The sequence below is a fragment of the Bartonella sp. CE47NXGY genome, assembly GCF_042195415.1.
GTDB lineage: Bacteria > Pseudomonadota > Alphaproteobacteria > Rhizobiales > Rhizobiaceae > Bartonella.
The window spans coordinates 1-15,212 of the sequence record NZ_JBHIOI010000022.1; the positions used below are offsets into that span (position 1 = coordinate 1).

The window sequence follows — 15,212 nt, forward strand, 5'->3', positions numbered from 1 at the left end:
TCGATGACATTGATAAGATCCGATTGTAACCAACGGGACAAAAAACCAAATTTTAAAGGTTTTGGGAGAGAGCCATTGGTTACATGACGGCGGAATGTTGAGACACTCATATGAAGCAATTTTGCACTTTCACGGTCTGTCAAAAGAATATCATTTTCTGTCATACTAAAATCCTTTCTATCAAAAAATGGTAACAAATCATAACTATTTATTAACCACATTTTGGTTCATTTGGAAAGATGTTTTATTTATAGAAAACAATATTTTATCATACAATTTTTGATGTGATAATTTATGACTCTTATTGAGAAAGAATGAGAGAGAAGAGAGAGAAAGTTATCCACAGATCATGGGGTTATGCACTCCATATCTTAAGATTGACCCGTGACATAAGCCGCCCATTTATCCATATAAACGCGGCGCTGTTCTAAATAGTCAGTACGACGATAGGCACGCTCTACTTGTCCTCCGACTGTATGACTTAGAATTGTTTCAGCAACCTCATAGGGGGCATCGGTTGTTTCAGCGAGCCAATCGCGTAAACTAGAGCGAAATCCATGGGGGCAGGCTTCAAGTTTATTGTCTCTCATGTATTGAGCCATACACTTCGTAGCAAGGGGACCGCGACCGGTTGCAGAAAAGAAGAAATCATTGCGAGAAAGTGAGCGCGCTTGTTTTAAAATGTCTAATGCTTCAGATGATAAGGGCACACGAAACTCTTTTGTAGTATCACGCTTTCCTTTCATATTTTCAGCAGGGATTGTCCAGATATCACCTTCAACTTGATCTTTATGAATATGACGTAAAGGGTTAGAGCGAACCCCTGTAAGGATAAGCAAACGCAAAGCCAGTTGTGTTAGGGTTGATGCTTCGCAAAGTGTTTGATAAAAAGCTGGTATATCTTTCCAATCCATTGCAGGTAAATTTTTGACTTTATGGCGTTGTTTTCCTAAAAGAGCGCGTGCTTTTTCTGTTGCTTGTAAATCAACATCCAAACCTAATGCAGCAGCATGTTTGAGACAAAGTTTGAGACGTATCAATGCTGTCCGAGCAGCTCCAGCTTTTGTATGCCAGATAGGGGCAAGTGTATTACGTATTTCTGTTTGTGTAATCTCTGACACAGGAAGACAACCTAATTTAGGGAGAATATGAAGTTGTAAAGGCGAAAACCAATGTCCATCTTTCCCATCCCCTTTTAATTCAGCTTTACGAGTTTCAAAAGTATCCAAGGCAATATCTTTTAAATAATGAAGATTGCTTATTGCCTCACGCTTTTGTTTCTCACGTTCTTTAATAGGATCACGCCCTTCACGTAAAACAGAGCGCCATTGATTTGCCAATTCACGGGCTTGTTTTAAAGAAACATCTCTTAAAGCACCCAAGCCCATTTCACGGCGCCGCCCATGAATGGTAAAACGGTAAATCCATTGAGCACCTCCATCTTTACGCTTATGAAGTAACAAGCCGGCACCATCATTATATTTGCCAGCCCCCAATGTTGCGACAGATCTTGCATTAAGACGGTTCATAAGAGCCATTTTTATTCCTTTCTTATACAAATTTGATCCATACACTCATCCCACTTGTTATGTGCAAATGAGTGGTTTTGATTGATTCAAGATAAACAGCTTTGAAATGAGAGACTCTTACGATATTCGAGACTCTCATTCAACATACAGAACAGTGAATTATTATTATAAATCAATGCCTTGTAAAGTTGAAAACCGAACCGATAAACGTCCACAACTCTCCGACTTACGTGAATCTGGTTCAATCGAGCAAGATGCCGACATTGTTCTGTTCGTTTATCGTGAAGAATATTATCTCAAAAATGAAGAACCCAAAGAAAGCACTGCTGAGTATAACAAATGGCAAGAGGCAATGGAGCAAGCCAAGGGTAAAGCCGAGGTTATTATAGCAAAACAACGCCATGGTCCGACAGGAATCGTTCCCCTTGCCTTTCAACCCGACTTTACATGCTTTAGTGATTTGGAAAAATAGGAGCAGAAAAATGCGTTAAAGAGAGCTTTAAATACCCTTTGAAAGGCATTTGAAGACCCTTTGAGAACATCTTTAAAACTCTTTGAGAAAAAATAAATTGGTACAAAACCTAGTGGCAAAATATACAAAACCCGCTGGCAAGCTGTAGTTTGACACTAGGTTTTATACTAAGTGGGAAAAGGTGGGATTAGGTAGGAATACGTGATAATTTGTTGTTTTTATGTATAAAATTTAGCATTAAAAGCGCGTTTTGTCAAAATAGATTTTGACACCTAAAATTGTAAAAAAGAGCGAAAATCAGAAAAAAGTGCGTTTTCATGGTAAAAATGAAAGAAGGCTTTGAAAGGTCTGTGAAACCCCTGTGAAAAATTTTAAAAAGTCTGTGAAAGCCCAGAAAACCGCCTTTGAAGACCCTGTGAAAAAAATTACTCCAAAAGTTCAATTGACTCCAAAATCAGCCAAAAATAACCAAAAAAGCAAAAAAGATATGCGCCATATGGCGCATATCTATTTTTTGTAAATATAATTCTTTAAAAACAATGTATTATTTCATTTTCTTAATGTAAAGAGAAACGCGCCTGTATTTTTCATTTTAGAGAGGCATTAAGTTGTATTTTATGTAGTTTCTGGATGTGCATTTTCAGCCTCTATTTGACGCTTTAAATGCAATTTTAGAAGAGGTAAAATAAGCTCGACTTCTTCCGTGTCGTTGATGTCTTGAACAAGCTCTTGCAGTTTTCCATAAAGTTCCGCCGCGCGTTCCACTATATCTTCAGGAGGGATTTTTATATTTGCATCGCGATAGGTTGTATAAGCTATGCGACCGAGTTTTTTCATCAATCCAGTAGGGATAGTTTGTGGTTTAAAACCAGCTTCTTTCGCTTTTGCCATGTCACTAAACATTTCGCCTTCACCAGTGAGAAGCCAATGAAAGTCTACACCATAAATTTTGTGATAGGCAATTACGATAGATGCTGGTGGCTCATTTATACCGAGCTCATAATTTGCAAGCGTATTTTTCGCCAAATCAAGAGATTTTGCAAAAGCACCACGTTCTTCGTTTCCGAGGATTCGTCTTATTTCACGCAGGCGTTTTGCCAATGGTGTTTTAGGTTCTGTTTCTAAACGTGCCAAAAATGCTCCTTATTCATATTGAGGTTTGTTTTAAGTTACGGGATTTTAAAACGTAAAGAGATTCCCCATTCATCTTAGAGAGGCATTAAGCCGTATTTTGTGTAGTTTCTAGATGTACTCTTTCAGCCTCTATTTGACGCTTTAAATGAATTTTAAGAAGAGGGAAAGTTGCTTCTACTTCTTCCGTGTCGTTGATGTCTTGAACAAGCTCTTGCAGTTTTTTATAAAGTTCCGCCGCGAGTTCCGCTATATCTTCAGGGGGGAGTTTTATTTTAGCATCGCGATAGGTTGTATAAGCTATGCGACCAAGCTTTTTCATGAGACCAGCAGGGATGGTAGGTGCTTTAAAACCTGCTGCTTTCGCTTTTGCCATGTCACTAAACATTTCGCCTTCTCCAGTGAGAAGCCAATTGACGTCTATACCACAAATATTTTTGTAAATTACTAACATTGATGAAGGCGGTTCGCGTAAGCCAGTTTCGTAATTATACATAGTACTTTCTGGTACTGTAAGATGATCAGCAAACTGCTTGCGCTGAGTAAAACCAAGAGCGATCCGTACTTCACATAACCGCTTTGCCAGTTCTGTTTTAGGTTTTTTTTCAGATCTTGCCAAAAAAAATCACTCCAGATTTACATTTAGGGTTGACAAATTTATAAATGTAAATCATAACTATTATTACCGCCCGATATAGAGGGCAGATATTTTACAATTAACCCCACAAAAAACGGATGTGGGAGCATCCGTTTGAAGCAGGAGCGAAGTTATGACAACCACACAAAAATGGGATCGCCATAGTATTTTAGCTGAGCTACGCCGCCGTAATATGACCTTGGCGGAGCTCGCGAAAGCTTATCAACTATCGTCATCCAGTGTTCAACACATTTGGACACGGTCTAACGAGAAAGCCGAACGTGCTATTGCCGATTTTATCGGTTTGCCCGTTGAGCAAGTTTTTAGCGACCGCTACCCCAAAAGTCGCCGTCGCATTTTTAAAGCAGCAAAACATGCCAACACAGATTCGCGTGCGCATTCTGCTTTGCGCGGTAATGCTGCTTGAACTTCGTTACACGGCTTTGCGTTTTTGCGCATTTGCCATGAATTTAAATACCATAAGATAAAAAGGTTTATCAATGTCTAAAGATCAGTACGAAATAGGCAAGATAAATTGCATAGAGTTGCATCATAGAACAGCCGTTTGCATGGGTTGGTTCTGGCGATTAGATGGTGGTCATATTGTTTTTATAGGGGGTGGTTATGGTTGCTGCTTGTAATTTATGGACCCCAGAAGCCAGAAGCGATATCGTTAATCCTTATTCGGAGGTTGAACGTTTGGAAGCTATGCTTGCCTGTTCTTTTAAGGCGGTGAGTAGTGGATTTAAACATTTGCCAATCCGGTATATTATTGACCCTCCGCACTGCTTATTTGATGCGGCGTTAGCACGACAGATTGTTATTCATATTTTGCATTATCAGTTTGAGGTGCCGCGGCGGCGTCTTGTTGCCATGCAAGAGCGTGAACGCACTGCTGTTGCTCGTTCTTTGCGTACCATTAACCGGCGTTTGGAAGAACCCGTTTTTGCGAAAGCTTATCGAAGATGGGCGGGGCGTGCGATGGATTTATTCTTTAAAGAGATCAGAAAGGCGGGGGCGTGATGGCACAGTTTCAAAAGCTTGCTCTTGATGTGATTGTGGTACCGGAGCGTATACGCCCTGTGGATGATGAGCATGCCAAGGCACTTGCACAATCAATGGCGCGGGAGGGATTGATGAATCCGATTACGGTGCGCCATACCCCCAATGCTAAGGAAGGTAATTACACGCTTATTGCTGGTGCGCATCGGCTTCGTGCTGCTGAGCTTTTGGGCTATAGTGACATTGATGCCGTTGTGGTGCAGGCTGATAAGGACAATGCCGCGCTTTTAGAGGTTGCTGAAAACCTCTTTCGCAATGAATTGTCAGTGATTGATCGTGCGCTTTTTGTCCAGACTTACCGCGAATTGTGGGAAAAGAAGTATGGGGAAATTAAGGTTGGTGGGGACAGAAAATCAAAGGGTAAACATTACCCTTTGATCGGTGGTAATCAATATACAAAGGACAAAGTGGCAAAGGTGCAACTTGCACCTTTGCCAAATGATGGTTCTTCAGAGCACCATGAAACTGGGTGTGAAGGGGATGAAAAATCAAAGGATCAAGTTGATCCTTTGATCGGTGATGAGAAATTGGGACAAGTTGTCCCTATTTCTTATACAGATGAAGAAAATGGTAAAGGGACAGTTTTATCTTTTTCTAAACATGTGGCGGATCGTATTGGTTTGTCTCAAGTTTCAGTAAAACGTCTTAACAGCATTGCTCAGCATTTACAGCCGGAGTTGCGTTCTGTTTTGCGGGGGACGGCATTGGCGGATAATCAAGCGCAATTGTTGAAATTAGCCAAGATGGAGCCGGTTGCGCAACGGCGGGTGGCAATTGCTTTGCAACAGGTTGAGGGGGATTTGAGGCGGGCTGTTGATTTGGTCAATGGGATTAATACGCCGCCGCAAATTAATGAACAAGAGCGGGTTTTTGCTCAGTTATTGGGTGTTTGGCAGAGAGCAGATGCGCAGACAAAGGCGCGGTTTTATGATTATTTGAACAAGCAATCGGGGGAGGTGCTGTCATGAAGAGGCATGGTTGCGGGCAGCTTGATTTTTTCCAAAAGCCGGTTTTTCCTTGTCGTGAACCCGTTGCGCAGATTGATTTAGGGCGGTTTCGCTCACGCATTAAGCGAGCGATGGCGCGGGCTTTGAGAGAATGCCGGCATGAGCGCAGTGTGATTGCGGAGCGTATGGCGCATTATTTAGGGATTGGGTGTTTAAGTAAGGCCAGTTTGGATGCTTATGTTGCGGAAAGTAAGCAGGTGGATATTTCCCTGCCGCGGTTTAAGGCATTTGTGCGGGCGACAGAGGCATTTTGGCTTTGGGATGAGGTGGTGAGTGAAGATGGATTGTTGCTGTTGCAAGGGGATGAGGCACGTTTAGCAGAAATTGCGCGGTTGCAGCAGGAACAGCGGGAGATTGCAGCGCAATTGAAAGCCATGCGCGCAACGCCGGTTCGCATTAAAAGGGGGCAGCCATGAAGGAATGGTTTACTATTGCCGAATTGGCTGAGGCAGCTTTGCCAGGGTTGCCGAAAAGTAAAGGTGGATTGCGTAAGATTTTGGCGACCACATGGCGTCATCAAAGTGGATTGACACGTAAAGTTAAAGGGGTTTCTCGACCTATTGTAGAAGTTCACATTTCCTTATTGCCGGAGGGGGCACGGGCGGCATTGTTGGTGCGGTTTGGTGGGGCTGTTGATGTGAAACAAACGCAAGGGGAGCAAAAGACAAGTATTTGGGTGCGTTATGAGGGGCTTTCAAAGGCGCATAAAAGGCGCTGTGAAGAGCGTTTGAAGGCACTTTGCTTTTGGGAAGATTTGCTCCATGCCGGTATGGGTGTGCATGATGCGGCAAGTTTGAGTGCGGTGCAATTTGGTGTGAGCCGGATGTCGCTTTTTAATTGGCGGCAGATGGTGGAGGGGTATGAGCGCCCTGATTGGTTGGCAGCTTTAGCGCCTTGTTATGGTGAGGAGAATGTTTCGCAATTTGCGCCGTGTCATGAGGGGGCGTGGGAGGTTTTTTGTTCGGATTATTTGCGCCCCTCTAAACCTGCTTTTTCAGCATGTTATCGGCGGATGGTTTCGGTTGCGCAGGAGCGGGGTTGGCAGCCCATTCCTTCAGAGCGGGCTTTGCGGCGTCGTTTTAAGGCGCAAATTTCCAAAGCGGTTGTGGTTTTAGCACGTGAGGGAGAAGAAAAGGCAAAAAAGCTTTATCCAGCCCAACGGCGTGATCGCTCGAGCCTGCATGCACTGCAAGCTGTGAATATGGACGGGCATAAGCTGGATGTTTTTGTGAATGTTCCTTGGACAGAAAAGCCTGTGCGGCTTTATTTGATTGCGATACAAGATCTTTATTCGGGCAAGATTTTATCGTGGCGCTTATCGGATGCTGAGACTTGGGAAATCGTTCGTTTGGTGATTGGGGACATGGTGGAAGCTTATGGCATACCAGAGCGCATGACCTTGGATAATGGGCGTGCCTTTACCAGCAAGTGGATTTCTGGAGGTGTGCAAAACCGCTTTCGTTTTAAGATTAAGCCGGATGATCCGCAAGGGCTTTTGACGAGTTTGGGGGTGCAATTGCAATGGACCACCCCTTATAGCGGACAGTCTAAACCGATTGAGCGGGCATGGCGTGATCTGGCAGAAGCGATTTCCAAACATCCCTTTTGTGCGGGGGCTTATACGGGCAATAAACCGGATGCCAAGCCTGAAGATTATGGCAAGCGCGCGATAGGATTTGAAGCGTTTAAAGCCCATGTTGGGGCGCAAATTGTGGCACACAATGCGCAAGCAGGGCGTAAGGCGGTTAATTGTGCGGGGCGCAGTTTTGATGAGACCTTTACTGAGAGCTTGCAAGCCGAGGGGACGATTATTCGGCAAGCAACGGCGGCACAACGGGCTTTATGGCTTTTAACCTCTGAGGCGTTGCGTGCGCAAAAGGGTACGGGGGAGATTCATTTTTATGGCAATCGTTATTGGGCGCGGGCGTTGAATGAGCATGCGGGGAAAAAAGTGATTGTACGCTTTGATCCGGATAATTTGCATCAAGATTTACGGGTTTATGATTTGAACAATCGGTTGCTTTGTCTGGCACCATGCCTTTGTGATGTAGGTTTTTATGACCAGCAGGCGGCGCGCTTGAATGGGCGTTTGCGTAAAGAATATGTGAAGGCTGTTAAAGCAGAAAAACAGCTAGCGGCAAAGCTTGCACCTGATCACTTGGCCGATGTTTATGGGCGCCTTGAGAAAAAGGATGAAGCGTTCAAATCTAAGCTTCCGATAAAGCCAAAGGTGAGCCGCTTGATGCCAAACAATGTGGGGAATTTAGCTTTGAAAGCAGACGATGATGAGGTTTTGGGGGAGGAAGAATTCAGTCAACACTTGCATAAAGCTTTGAGAAAGCTTTCCGCCTCTGATGAGGGGCGTGAGGTGATCAAGTTTCCTAAACGATAGGAAAGGAAAGAGGGGGGATTTGTAAGAATTCTCAAAAGGAAGCTGGTTTTGTATCGCGTACCAGGTTGAAGCGTTAACAAAGAAAGGGGGGAGGAATCTTAATCCTTTAAAAGTCTAATCAATACATGAAGTTTCTAGGTATCTTTGCCTGATCGGGTGAGATGCGTGGAGTTAGCAAGTTCCCCGATGTGTGAGAAAGAGAGGGGATTTGCAAGGTTAGCCGTTTTAGTATCGCGTACGGCTTTTAAATGTTCATTCTAAAGACAAAAGATAAGGGGCGGGTGGGAGCCCTTCCCCTTATCAATAGTCTAAAATCAATACGAGAGGGGAATATACATGAAAAACGCGATAAATGCAACGGTCGATAAAAATCCTTGGGCGCGACCTAAAATCCAGCCCAATGGAACAGCACAAAACCGCAACAGTGATGACATTGCTTTATGGAATGAGCTTGTGGATGCAGTGAGAGCTTTGGGGCAAATGAATGATTGGTCGAAAGCAGAGGTGGCGCGGCGCATAGGCATGCCGGATGGGACGTTTTCGCAATGGTATGCGGGCAGTTATGCGGGACAGTTGGGGAAGCAAAATGCAAAGGTTCAACAATGGGTTGAGGTTTTAAAGGAAACGGCGGGGTTTTTGGAGAAGATCCCTGAAAAACCAGCCTTTCAGAGGAATCGAATTGCCAGTGAGATCATTGACACTTTAACACTGGCACAAAGTACGGGGGATATGGTGATGATTACGCTTGATGCGGGCAGTGGTAAGACCGAAACTTGCCGTCATTATCGCTCTACCCGCCCGCATGTTTATCTGGTGACAGCCAGCCCGCATACGCGCAGTGTTCACGGTATTTTGAATGATATGGCAGCAGAATTGGAAGTGGTGGAATATAATCCCACCCGCTTAACGCGTGCGATTGGCAAAAAGTTAGAGCGTGTTGGTGGCGGAACATTGTTGATTGTTGATGAGGCGCAAAATTTAACGGATGAAGCGATTAATCAGTTGCGCCACTTTGTTGATATCAATGGTACGGGGTTGGCTTTGGTTGGCAATGATGAAATCTCTGGACGGTTGGTTCATCGTCAAAATGGTCCCTCTTATGCGCAAATTAAAAGCCGATTGGCGATGCATCTGAAACGGCGCAAGCCCTATAGTGAGGATATTGCAGCGCGCATTCATGATTGGGGGATTGAAGATGTTGGTGCGATAAAGTTTTTGACAGGGATAGGCTTAAAGGCTGGAGCTTTGCGGCAAATTGACAAAACCATGATGTTGGCACGCATGGCAGCGCTTGGAGATGGGTGTGAGGTGACTTTGAAACATGTCAAAGCGGCATGGAAAAACCGTGACGTGGAGGAATTGGCATGATCTCTTTATGCGACAAAGAATTATCCGATACGCTTGTTGGTCTTTATGACGATTATCAATGCGGTTTTGATATTGGAGAAAAGCTTAAATTGTGTGTTGATTTGGCGTTATTGCTTGAATTGGAGTTGAGTGTTCACCGTTTGGGGGAAGCGGATGCGGTTTTGGAAGGCCAAGTTGCAGAAGTTTTGGCTGAGTGTGACAGCTCTGATCGAGATGAAGATAAGAGCAATCGTGTGATTTATATGGATTTTGGAGGAAGCAAATGATGGAACGTAACCCTTATATGGTAAGAGATAGCTTGATTGCTTTGCGCTCTGCCTTTTTACAGTATGAGGTGAATGGCATTTTTATGCATGGACAAGATGTTCGAGAATTGAATGAGTATTTGCGTCGTTTGGCAGGCTATAACCACGTTTTAAGTCATGAGCTTATGCGGTGTCGTTGGCAATTGAAAGCGGGATGTGCGCCTTCTTCAGGGGATGTTGTGCCATTTCGTCGTTTTCAAAAAACATAAGGAGGAAGTTGGTGATGAATCCACAAATTGAACTTGAAGGTACGCGTTATATGAAGGATGCAAAAGGGGCTTTGGTGCCGGTAAGTTTGATCCGCCCTGCGGATTTGTTAGAGGATGAAACGGTGCGCAAAATTATGGGTTTTGCGAAAGAATTATCGGCAAGGATTGCACGTTTTAACAACCATACGATTGCGGATTTGAGTGATTTTGATAGCTTGCTTGCGCAAGAATATGGTGTGGAGCGGCGTGGCAAAAAGGGCAATTGTACTTACACAAGCTTTGATGGTTTGCAACGTATTAAGGTGCAAGTTCAGGAAAGTGTTGATTTTGGACCGCAATTGCAAATTGCCAAAAGCCTTCTTGATGAGTGTTTGAATGAATGGTCTGCGGATGCACGCCCTGAAATCCGTGCGATTATTACGCGTGCTTTTAATACGGATAAAGAAGGCAAGGTGAATCGGGGCGAGATCTTTATGCTGTTGCGTTTGGATATTGATGATCCACGCTGGAAAGAGGCGATGCGTGCCATTCGTGAAGCGATCCGTGTGACGACATCTAAGGAATATGTGCGTTTTTATGAACGCGATACATTAGAAAGCGCTTGGCGTGCTGTGACCATTGATCTGGCGAAGACATGAGGGGGGAGAGATGTCTTTAGCTGTCCTTCATATGGGAAAACGCGCGTTAGGTCTTGATGATGAGACCTATCGCGCACTGCTCTATCGCTTGACAGGCAAGCAATCGGCGAAAGATTTGAATTTTTCAGAAAAGCACTTGGTTATCGCTGAAATGAAAGCGTTTGGTTTTAAGCCGAATGGGAAGCGTTTAGAGGGGAAATATGCTAAGAAGCTCCAGGCGCTCTGGATTGCTGGGTGGAATCTTGGCATTATTCGTGATCGTTCAGATAAGGCGTTGCTTGCCTTTGTGAAAAGACAGACAGGGATTGATCATATTCGTTTTTTACGCGATAGCGATGATGCATGCAGAGCCATTGAGGCGTTGAAAGGTTGGTTGCAGCGTGAGGGTGGGGTTGACTGGAGAGGAAAAAACCGCGAAGATTCATGGAGGAAGAAACCAAGCATTTCCATTTTGTGTGCCCAATGGAAGTGTTTGAATCCCGATGCTATGTTTGAGCTTGGGGCTTTTCATCAAAGTGTTATGGCGTTAAGTGGTAAAGCTTTGGGTGAGATGAGTGGGGGCGACTTTAGAGAAGTGATGAATGTTTGGGGGCGGAAAATCCGTAAAGGTGTTAAAAGCGAGGGGTAAGCATGTATGCAAGAGGAAATCTATAGCGATTTTCCTGCCTTATTGCGTGAAATAGCTGATGTTGCGGGCAGTGAAGCAGCATGGAATATGATGCGGGCTTTTGGTGGACGAGAAGTTTATATACCCGGGCGTCTTGAGAGTGCGGATTGGTTGATTGAAATTGTTGGGTTTGAAGAGGCGCAGCAACTCATCAACCATTTTTGTTTTAATGGTTCGGGAGTGCGTCTTCTTATCCCCCTTGGCAGAGATGCTGAACGGCGGCAAAAAATGGTGCAAGCGTTGCAAAAAGGCTGGTCGGTGGATGCTGCCGCTGCTGTTTCTGGTATGCATGTGCGCACAGCCTATCGCTTGAAGAAGAAAATTTCTTTGCAAGAACCACAAGGTTCGTTATTTTCAGAGTTTTATGAGTATTGAGAGTTTTGACTGACAGTGTCAGGCTTATATTGGGGGTTTGAAATCCGATAAACTGCGAATGAATTTTTATTCATTGAGTGGTTTGTTATGGTTTCAATAGATGCTTCTTTTCTTCATCGCCTTGCGCCTAAATTGGCGCATCATGCGCGCCAAGATTTTATTATTGTTGAAATGGCACGCGTGTTGCCTAAAGCTTTATCTTATGGGGCACTCACAACACCGTTGCGTATTGCACATTTTTTAAGCCAATGTGCCCATGAGAGTGATGGCTTTTTTACTGTTTGTGAATATGCCTCAGGGCGCGCTTATGAGGGGCGGCGTGATTTAGGCAATGTCAACCCTGGGGATGGGGTGCACTTTAAGGGGCGTGGTTTGATCCAGTTGACGGGGCGCAATAATTATCGTCGTTTTACGAAGTTTTGGCGCCTAGTCGATGAACAAGCGGTTGATTGTGAGGCATTTCCGCAAGAGCTGGAAAAGTTTCCAGCAGCGCTTTGGTCTGCTGTTTGGTTTTGGCAAATGAAAGGCTTGAATAGGCTGGCTGATCAAGATGATTATCTAGGGATTACCAAGGCGATCAATGGGGGAAGAAATGGACTTGTGCAACGTTTGATTTATTTGAACCGCGCCAAAAAGCTTTTGGGACTTGGAGGCGAGGTAAAGGCATGAAGCCCTCTTATCGTGGTTCTAGGCTCTATTTATGGTGGTCTTTTTGGTTTGCTTGGGGGGTTATTTTTTTGCTTGTTTCTGGTGGTTTGTGGGGGGCTCCGCATATTGTTGATATGGCGAGCATTTCTATTCCTTCGATGGTGGCGATTATTGTTGGCAATCTGGGGGTGCATCGTGGCTTTGGCTCGTTGGATTTTTCTAATAGGAAACATTCCCATAAGCGGCATAGCAGCTCCTATGATGGGGTGGAGATAACGAGGTGGGGAGATAAAAGCAATGTTTAGCCCACTTTCAAAACTGTCTTTTGGTCTGCTTTTTTTGGTCAGTGTGATGTTGGCGGCTTTTGGCTTTATGAAAGCGCAAATTTTAAAGGCGGAAAAGGCGCGTGATTTGTATTGGCAGTTGGAGATTGCCAAGGCTTCAGCACGTGCACTGCTTGTACAAGAGCGACAAAGACAAGCAGCGTTGGAAGCTGAGCATCAAGCGCAAGGGGTGATTTCGGCTTTGGAACAAAAGCTTACAAAAATGGAGGAAGTCAATGGGAAGTTGCCGGTTACTGGCGGTGGCATTGGGCTTGAGCGTGTGCGCTTGCTCAACACACAAGCCGGTGGGTAGCCTTTCTTATCATTTTTTATCGGTTGAATTGCCGCCTGTTGTTCGCATGGCGTGTGCCCGCCCAGCTTTATTGCCAGAGCGTGCTTTGAATGCGCGCGAAGTGGTGCATTATTGGAGCCGTGATCGTGCTGCTTTATTGATTTGTGAACAGCGTAGAAAAGCTGCGGAGCGGGCGATTTTAGGCAAAAGAGAGGGGACTTTTAAGTGAATTTGGATATCAGTGTTGCCAATGGCTGGTTGTCTTTATTGTTATCGGTTATTGCGATTTGTGGGGTTTTGAGAGCCTATTTTTCTTCCGGTGCGCGGGAAATGCTGAAAGATATCACGGCGCTTAAAGAGCGTGTGCAAAAGTTAGAAACAGAGATGGACTTTTTGCCTGATCGTGATGCGCTGCAAAGATTGGAAGTGAATATGGAGAAATTGAATGGTCGTCTCAACACGCTTTCTGCACAATTACAACCGGTGGCAGCCATTGGTGAGCGCTTGCAAGAGTTTTTGTTGGAGAATGCCAAGAAATGAAAGCAGATATGGATAAAATCATCCGTGAAGAAGCGCGGTTGATTATTTTAAAAGGGCTTGCTTGTGAGCGCAGTGAAACTTTATCGAGTGCGATGATTGAGCGGCTTTTATACAGTTATGGCATCAGACGCGATCGCGATTTTGTGCATAATGAACTGGCATGGATGGAAGATCAAGGTGCTGTTACTTTAAAATGTGTGGGTTCGGTTTTTCTTGCGGCATTAACAGAACGGGGAGCGCGTCATTTAGACCGAAGCTTTTCCATTGAGGGGATTAAGCGGCCTAAACGTTCATCAATAAAAGACGAGGTGAAGGATGCGCAAGGTCGGGCGTGGACGTTTAACGGCGATTGATTTATTGCCGCAAGCTTGTGATCAAATTATTGCTGCTGCTGCTGAGGCTTTAAATGGGCGTGAGAAGACGCAAAAAGCCATTTATGATGAATTTAAAGCAGCTTTGAAGGCTTTAAAAAAAGAAATGGGTTTAAGCTTTTCTATACCCTCCTTTTCCAGTTTTAATCGGTATTCTTTGCGGCTAGCCGTGATGTCACGGCGCCTAGAACAGACAAGAGAAATTGCCGCAAGCCTCTCGCAGCGCTTTGATGCTAAAGCTTCTGATAATATCACTCTTTTGACGGCGGCAGCGATTAAGGAGTTGATTTTTTCAACGTTGAGCAGTGGGAAAAACCTTTCGCCAAAGGCAGCACAAGAATTGGCCAATGCGCTTAAAGGCGTGTTGGCGGCTGAACATTTGTCGACCACCAGACGGCAAAAGTTGGAAAAAGATTTTACCAGCAAAGCAAGCAAAGCGGTTGACGCAGCAGCAGCGGCGGCGGGGCTCTCAGAAGAAACAGCGCGAGCTATTCGTGCGCAGGTGTTGGGGGTAAAACATGGCTGAACAGCCCTTTTCAAAAAGTCATGTCTTTGATCATCAAGGTGGTTTTGATATTTGGCGGAAAAGTACTTTTCCCAAAGAGAGTGATCCCTTAGCGGAAGGCGTTTTGATGGCGCATCAACGGGCATGGATTGAAGATAAGTCCCCATTAAAATTGGTGGAAAAGGGGCGGCGGACCGGCATTACTTTTGCAGAAGCTTTGGATGATACACTGATTGCAGCGGCGGCACGTGAAGCGAGGGGCGATAATGTTTTTTATATTGGTGACACCAAAGACAAGGGGCGGGAATTTATTGGCTATGTGAGCCATTTTGCTTCGGCAATTACGAGCCATAGTGGGGATGTTGAGGAATTTTTATTCTCTGATCAAAGGGCGGATGGTTCAACGAAATATATCTCTGCTTATCGGGTGCGTTTTGCTTCGGGGTTTCGGGTTGAGGCGCTTTCTAGCCGCCCTGAAAATATTCGCGGACTACAGGGCATTGTGGTGATTGATGAGGCGGCATTTCATCAAGATGTGCGCGCTGTTTTGGATGCTGTCAATGCTTTGCTCATTTGGGGAGGCAAGATCCGCGTGATCTCCACCCATAATGGTGTGCTCAATCCTTTCAATGAATTGATCCGTGAAGCACGAGCAGGTAAGGTTCCTTTTTCGGTGCATTGTTACCCCTTTGGTGTTGCTGTTAAAAATGGCTTGTTTAAACGGGTTTGTGCCATGAAGGG

24 protein-coding genes and 2 pseudogenes are annotated in these 15,212 nt (G+C 44.8%); 22 read left to right on the top strand and 4 right to left on the bottom strand.

Going from position 1 to position 15,212, the window contains the following annotated elements:
• Positions 1–164: helix-turn-helix transcriptional regulator (locus ACFIL3_RS06810; RefSeq protein ID WP_375681976.1), on the bottom strand; the 164-nt coding region annotated here is incomplete at its 3' end.
• Positions 165–371: 207 nt separating this feature from the next.
• A complete protein-coding gene (locus ACFIL3_RS06815; RefSeq protein WP_375615313.1) occupies positions 372–1,538 on the bottom strand; it encodes a tyrosine-type recombinase/integrase in 1,167 nt (388 codons plus the stop codon).
• Positions 1,539–1,713: 175 nt separating this feature from the next.
• Between ACFIL3_RS06815 and ACFIL3_RS06820 the strand changes: the two are divergent.
• Together ACFIL3_RS06820 and ACFIL3_RS06825 are read left to right on the top strand one after the other, a co-directional pair.
• Positions 1,714–2,001, top strand: a pseudogene (locus ACFIL3_RS06820) (DnaB-like helicase C-terminal domain-containing protein); the annotation flags it as partial.
• Between the two features lie 361 nt (positions 2,002–2,362).
• The gene (locus ACFIL3_RS06825) at positions 2,363–2,521 is read left to right on the top strand and encodes a hypothetical protein (RefSeq protein ID WP_375681969.1); all 159 of its coding nucleotides are present in this window, start codon (positions 2,363–2,365) and stop codon (positions 2,519–2,521) included.
• Positions 2,522–2,616: 95 nt separating this feature from the next.
• On the opposite strand, the gene ACFIL3_RS06830 is transcribed toward ACFIL3_RS06825, so the two are convergent.
• Both ACFIL3_RS06830 and ACFIL3_RS06835 read right to left on the bottom strand, forming a co-directional pair.
• Positions 2,617–3,135 carry a helix-turn-helix transcriptional regulator gene (locus ACFIL3_RS06830; protein ID WP_375681970.1) on the bottom strand — a complete coding sequence of 173 codons (519 nt, stop codon included), beginning with the start codon at positions 3,133–3,135 and terminating at the stop codon, positions 2,617–2,619.
• Between the two features lie 85 nt (positions 3,136–3,220).
• On the bottom strand, positions 3,221–3,751 hold the full coding sequence (locus ACFIL3_RS06835) for a helix-turn-helix domain-containing protein (RefSeq protein WP_375681971.1): 531 nt from the start codon (positions 3,749–3,751) through the stop codon (positions 3,221–3,223).
• A 151-nt stretch (positions 3,752–3,902) separates the two neighbouring features.
• Between ACFIL3_RS06835 and ACFIL3_RS06840 the strand changes: the two genes are divergently transcribed.
• From ACFIL3_RS06840 to ACFIL3_RS06935, 20 genes and pseudogenes are all read left to right on the top strand, one after another.
• A complete protein-coding gene (locus ACFIL3_RS06840; protein WP_273790132.1) occupies positions 3,903–4,196 on the top strand; it encodes a helix-turn-helix transcriptional regulator in 294 nt (97 codons plus the stop codon).
• A gap of 73 nt (positions 4,197–4,269) precedes the next feature.
• The gene (locus ACFIL3_RS06845) at positions 4,270–4,410 is read left to right on the top strand and encodes a hypothetical protein (RefSeq protein ID WP_273755279.1); all 141 of its coding nucleotides are present in this window, start codon (positions 4,270–4,272) and stop codon (positions 4,408–4,410) included.
• Complete coding sequence (locus ACFIL3_RS06850) at positions 4,394–4,792, top strand: hypothetical protein (protein ID WP_375612308.1); 399 nt, start codon at positions 4,394–4,396, stop codon at positions 4,790–4,792. Before ACFIL3_RS06845 ends, ACFIL3_RS06850 begins: the two co-directional genes overlap by 17 nt.
• Complete coding sequence (locus ACFIL3_RS06855; RefSeq protein WP_375612309.1) at positions 4,792–5,799, top strand: ParB/RepB/Spo0J family partition protein; 1,008 nt, start codon at positions 4,792–4,794, stop codon at positions 5,797–5,799. The genes ACFIL3_RS06850 and ACFIL3_RS06855 overlap by 1 nt, the downstream gene beginning before the upstream one ends.
• Positions 5,796–6,254 carry a hypothetical protein gene (locus ACFIL3_RS06860; RefSeq protein ID WP_012232200.1) on the top strand — a complete coding sequence of 153 codons (459 nt, stop codon included), beginning with the start codon at positions 5,796–5,798 and terminating at the stop codon, positions 6,252–6,254. The genes ACFIL3_RS06855 and ACFIL3_RS06860 overlap by 4 nt, the downstream gene beginning before the upstream one ends.
• Entirely contained in the window at positions 6,251–8,230 is a 1,980-nt protein-coding gene (locus ACFIL3_RS06865) for a transposase domain-containing protein (RefSeq protein WP_375681972.1), read from the top strand. The genes ACFIL3_RS06860 and ACFIL3_RS06865 overlap by 4 nt, the downstream gene beginning before the upstream one ends.
• Before the next feature lie 336 nt (positions 8,231–8,566).
• Positions 8,567–9,598 (top strand): AAA family ATPase, encoded by a 1,032-nt coding sequence (locus ACFIL3_RS06870; RefSeq protein ID WP_375647629.1) that lies wholly within the window; start codon positions 8,567–8,569, stop codon positions 9,596–9,598.
• Positions 9,595–9,864 carry a hypothetical protein gene (locus ACFIL3_RS06875; protein WP_012231825.1) on the top strand — a complete coding sequence of 90 codons (270 nt, stop codon included), beginning with the start codon at positions 9,595–9,597 and terminating at the stop codon, positions 9,862–9,864. Before ACFIL3_RS06870 ends, ACFIL3_RS06875 begins: the two co-directional genes overlap by 4 nt.
• Positions 9,861–10,112 (top strand): hypothetical protein, encoded by a 252-nt coding sequence (locus ACFIL3_RS06880; protein WP_375650570.1) that lies wholly within the window; start codon positions 9,861–9,863, stop codon positions 10,110–10,112. Before ACFIL3_RS06875 ends, ACFIL3_RS06880 begins: the two co-directional genes overlap by 4 nt.
• A gap of 14 nt (positions 10,113–10,126) precedes the next feature.
• Positions 10,127–10,750 carry a DUF3164 family protein gene (locus ACFIL3_RS06885; protein WP_375613741.1) on the top strand — a complete coding sequence of 208 codons (624 nt, stop codon included), beginning with the start codon at positions 10,127–10,129 and terminating at the stop codon, positions 10,748–10,750.
• Positions 10,751–10,760: 10 nt separating this feature from the next.
• Positions 10,761–11,378, top strand: a complete 618-nt coding sequence (locus tag ACFIL3_RS06890; RefSeq protein ID WP_012231822.1) for a regulatory protein GemA — start codon at positions 10,761–10,763, stop codon at positions 11,376–11,378.
• 6 nt (positions 11,379–11,384) lie between these two features.
• Complete coding sequence (locus ACFIL3_RS06895) at positions 11,385–11,792, top strand: helix-turn-helix domain-containing protein (RefSeq protein ID WP_375629092.1); 408 nt, start codon at positions 11,385–11,387, stop codon at positions 11,790–11,792.
• A gap of 87 nt (positions 11,793–11,879) precedes the next feature.
• Positions 11,880–12,461 carry a glycoside hydrolase family 19 protein gene (locus tag ACFIL3_RS06900; protein WP_375613744.1) on the top strand — a complete coding sequence of 194 codons (582 nt, stop codon included), beginning with the start codon at positions 11,880–11,882 and terminating at the stop codon, positions 12,459–12,461.
• The gene (locus ACFIL3_RS06905) at positions 12,458–12,745 is read left to right on the top strand and encodes a hypothetical protein (protein ID WP_375612317.1); all 288 of its coding nucleotides are present in this window, start codon (positions 12,458–12,460) and stop codon (positions 12,743–12,745) included. The genes ACFIL3_RS06900 and ACFIL3_RS06905 overlap by 4 nt, the downstream gene beginning before the upstream one ends.
• On the top strand, positions 12,738–13,076 hold the full coding sequence (locus tag ACFIL3_RS06910; RefSeq protein WP_375633719.1) for a hypothetical protein: 339 nt from the start codon (positions 12,738–12,740) through the stop codon (positions 13,074–13,076). Before ACFIL3_RS06905 ends, ACFIL3_RS06910 begins: the two co-directional genes overlap by 8 nt.
• Positions 13,069–13,284, top strand: a complete 216-nt coding sequence (locus ACFIL3_RS06915) for a hypothetical protein (protein ID WP_375633720.1) — start codon at positions 13,069–13,071, stop codon at positions 13,282–13,284. The genes ACFIL3_RS06910 and ACFIL3_RS06915 overlap by 8 nt, the downstream gene beginning before the upstream one ends.
• Entirely contained in the window at positions 13,281–13,595 is a 315-nt protein-coding gene (locus ACFIL3_RS06920; protein ID WP_375607966.1) for a DUF2730 family protein, read from the top strand. The genes ACFIL3_RS06915 and ACFIL3_RS06920 overlap by 4 nt, the downstream gene beginning before the upstream one ends.
• Positions 13,592–13,948 carry a hypothetical protein gene (locus ACFIL3_RS06925; RefSeq protein ID WP_375612320.1) on the top strand — a complete coding sequence of 119 codons (357 nt, stop codon included), beginning with the start codon at positions 13,592–13,594 and terminating at the stop codon, positions 13,946–13,948. Before ACFIL3_RS06920 ends, ACFIL3_RS06925 begins: the two co-directional genes overlap by 4 nt.
• On the top strand, positions 13,911–14,492 hold the full coding sequence (locus tag ACFIL3_RS06930) for a phage protein Gp27 family protein (RefSeq protein WP_375624034.1): 582 nt from the start codon (positions 13,911–13,913) through the stop codon (positions 14,490–14,492). The genes ACFIL3_RS06925 and ACFIL3_RS06930 overlap by 38 nt, the downstream gene beginning before the upstream one ends.
• A pseudogene (locus ACFIL3_RS06935) lies at positions 14,485–15,212 on the top strand (hypothetical protein); the annotation flags it as partial. The gene ACFIL3_RS06930 and the pseudogene ACFIL3_RS06935, both read left to right, overlap by 8 nt.

What these genes read in the sequence shown, in the direction of transcription:
- ACFIL3_RS06815 (WP_375615313.1), bottom strand. Translation starts at nt 1,538, where the DNA reads ATGGCTCTTATGAACCGTCTTAATGCAAGATCTGTCGCAACATTGGGG.
- ACFIL3_RS06840 (WP_273790132.1), top strand. Translation starts at nt 3,903, where the DNA reads ATGACAACCACACAAAAATGGGATCGCCATAGTATTTTAGCTGAGCTA.
- ACFIL3_RS06845 (WP_273755279.1), top strand. Translation starts at nt 4,270, where the DNA reads ATGTCTAAAGATCAGTACGAAATAGGCAAGATAAATTGCATAGAGTTG.
- ACFIL3_RS06850 (WP_375612308.1), top strand. Translation starts at nt 4,394, where the DNA reads ATGGTTGCTGCTTGTAATTTATGGACCCCAGAAGCCAGAAGCGATATC.
- ACFIL3_RS06855 (WP_375612309.1), top strand. Translation starts at nt 4,792, where the DNA reads ATGGCACAGTTTCAAAAGCTTGCTCTTGATGTGATTGTGGTACCGGAG.
- ACFIL3_RS06860 (WP_012232200.1), top strand. Translation starts at nt 5,796, where the DNA reads ATGAAGAGGCATGGTTGCGGGCAGCTTGATTTTTTCCAAAAGCCGGTT.
- ACFIL3_RS06865 (WP_375681972.1), top strand. Translation starts at nt 6,251, where the DNA reads ATGAAGGAATGGTTTACTATTGCCGAATTGGCTGAGGCAGCTTTGCCA.
- ACFIL3_RS06870 (WP_375647629.1), top strand. Translation starts at nt 8,567, where the DNA reads ATGAAAAACGCGATAAATGCAACGGTCGATAAAAATCCTTGGGCGCGA.
- ACFIL3_RS06875 (WP_012231825.1), top strand. Translation starts at nt 9,595, where the DNA reads ATGATCTCTTTATGCGACAAAGAATTATCCGATACGCTTGTTGGTCTT.
- ACFIL3_RS06880 (WP_375650570.1), top strand. Translation starts at nt 9,861, where the DNA reads ATGATGGAACGTAACCCTTATATGGTAAGAGATAGCTTGATTGCTTTG.
- ACFIL3_RS06885 (WP_375613741.1), top strand. Translation starts at nt 10,127, where the DNA reads ATGAATCCACAAATTGAACTTGAAGGTACGCGTTATATGAAGGATGCA.
- ACFIL3_RS06890 (WP_012231822.1), top strand. Translation starts at nt 10,761, where the DNA reads ATGTCTTTAGCTGTCCTTCATATGGGAAAACGCGCGTTAGGTCTTGAT.
- ACFIL3_RS06895 (WP_375629092.1), top strand. Translation starts at nt 11,385, where the DNA reads ATGCAAGAGGAAATCTATAGCGATTTTCCTGCCTTATTGCGTGAAATA.
- ACFIL3_RS06900 (WP_375613744.1), top strand. Translation starts at nt 11,880, where the DNA reads ATGGTTTCAATAGATGCTTCTTTTCTTCATCGCCTTGCGCCTAAATTG.
- ACFIL3_RS06905 (WP_375612317.1), top strand. Translation starts at nt 12,458, where the DNA reads ATGAAGCCCTCTTATCGTGGTTCTAGGCTCTATTTATGGTGGTCTTTT.
- ACFIL3_RS06910 (WP_375633719.1), top strand. Translation starts at nt 12,738, where the DNA reads ATGTTTAGCCCACTTTCAAAACTGTCTTTTGGTCTGCTTTTTTTGGTC.
- ACFIL3_RS06925 (WP_375612320.1), top strand. Translation starts at nt 13,592, where the DNA reads ATGAAAGCAGATATGGATAAAATCATCCGTGAAGAAGCGCGGTTGATT.
- ACFIL3_RS06930 (WP_375624034.1), top strand. Translation starts at nt 13,911, where the DNA reads ATGCGCAAGGTCGGGCGTGGACGTTTAACGGCGATTGATTTATTGCCG.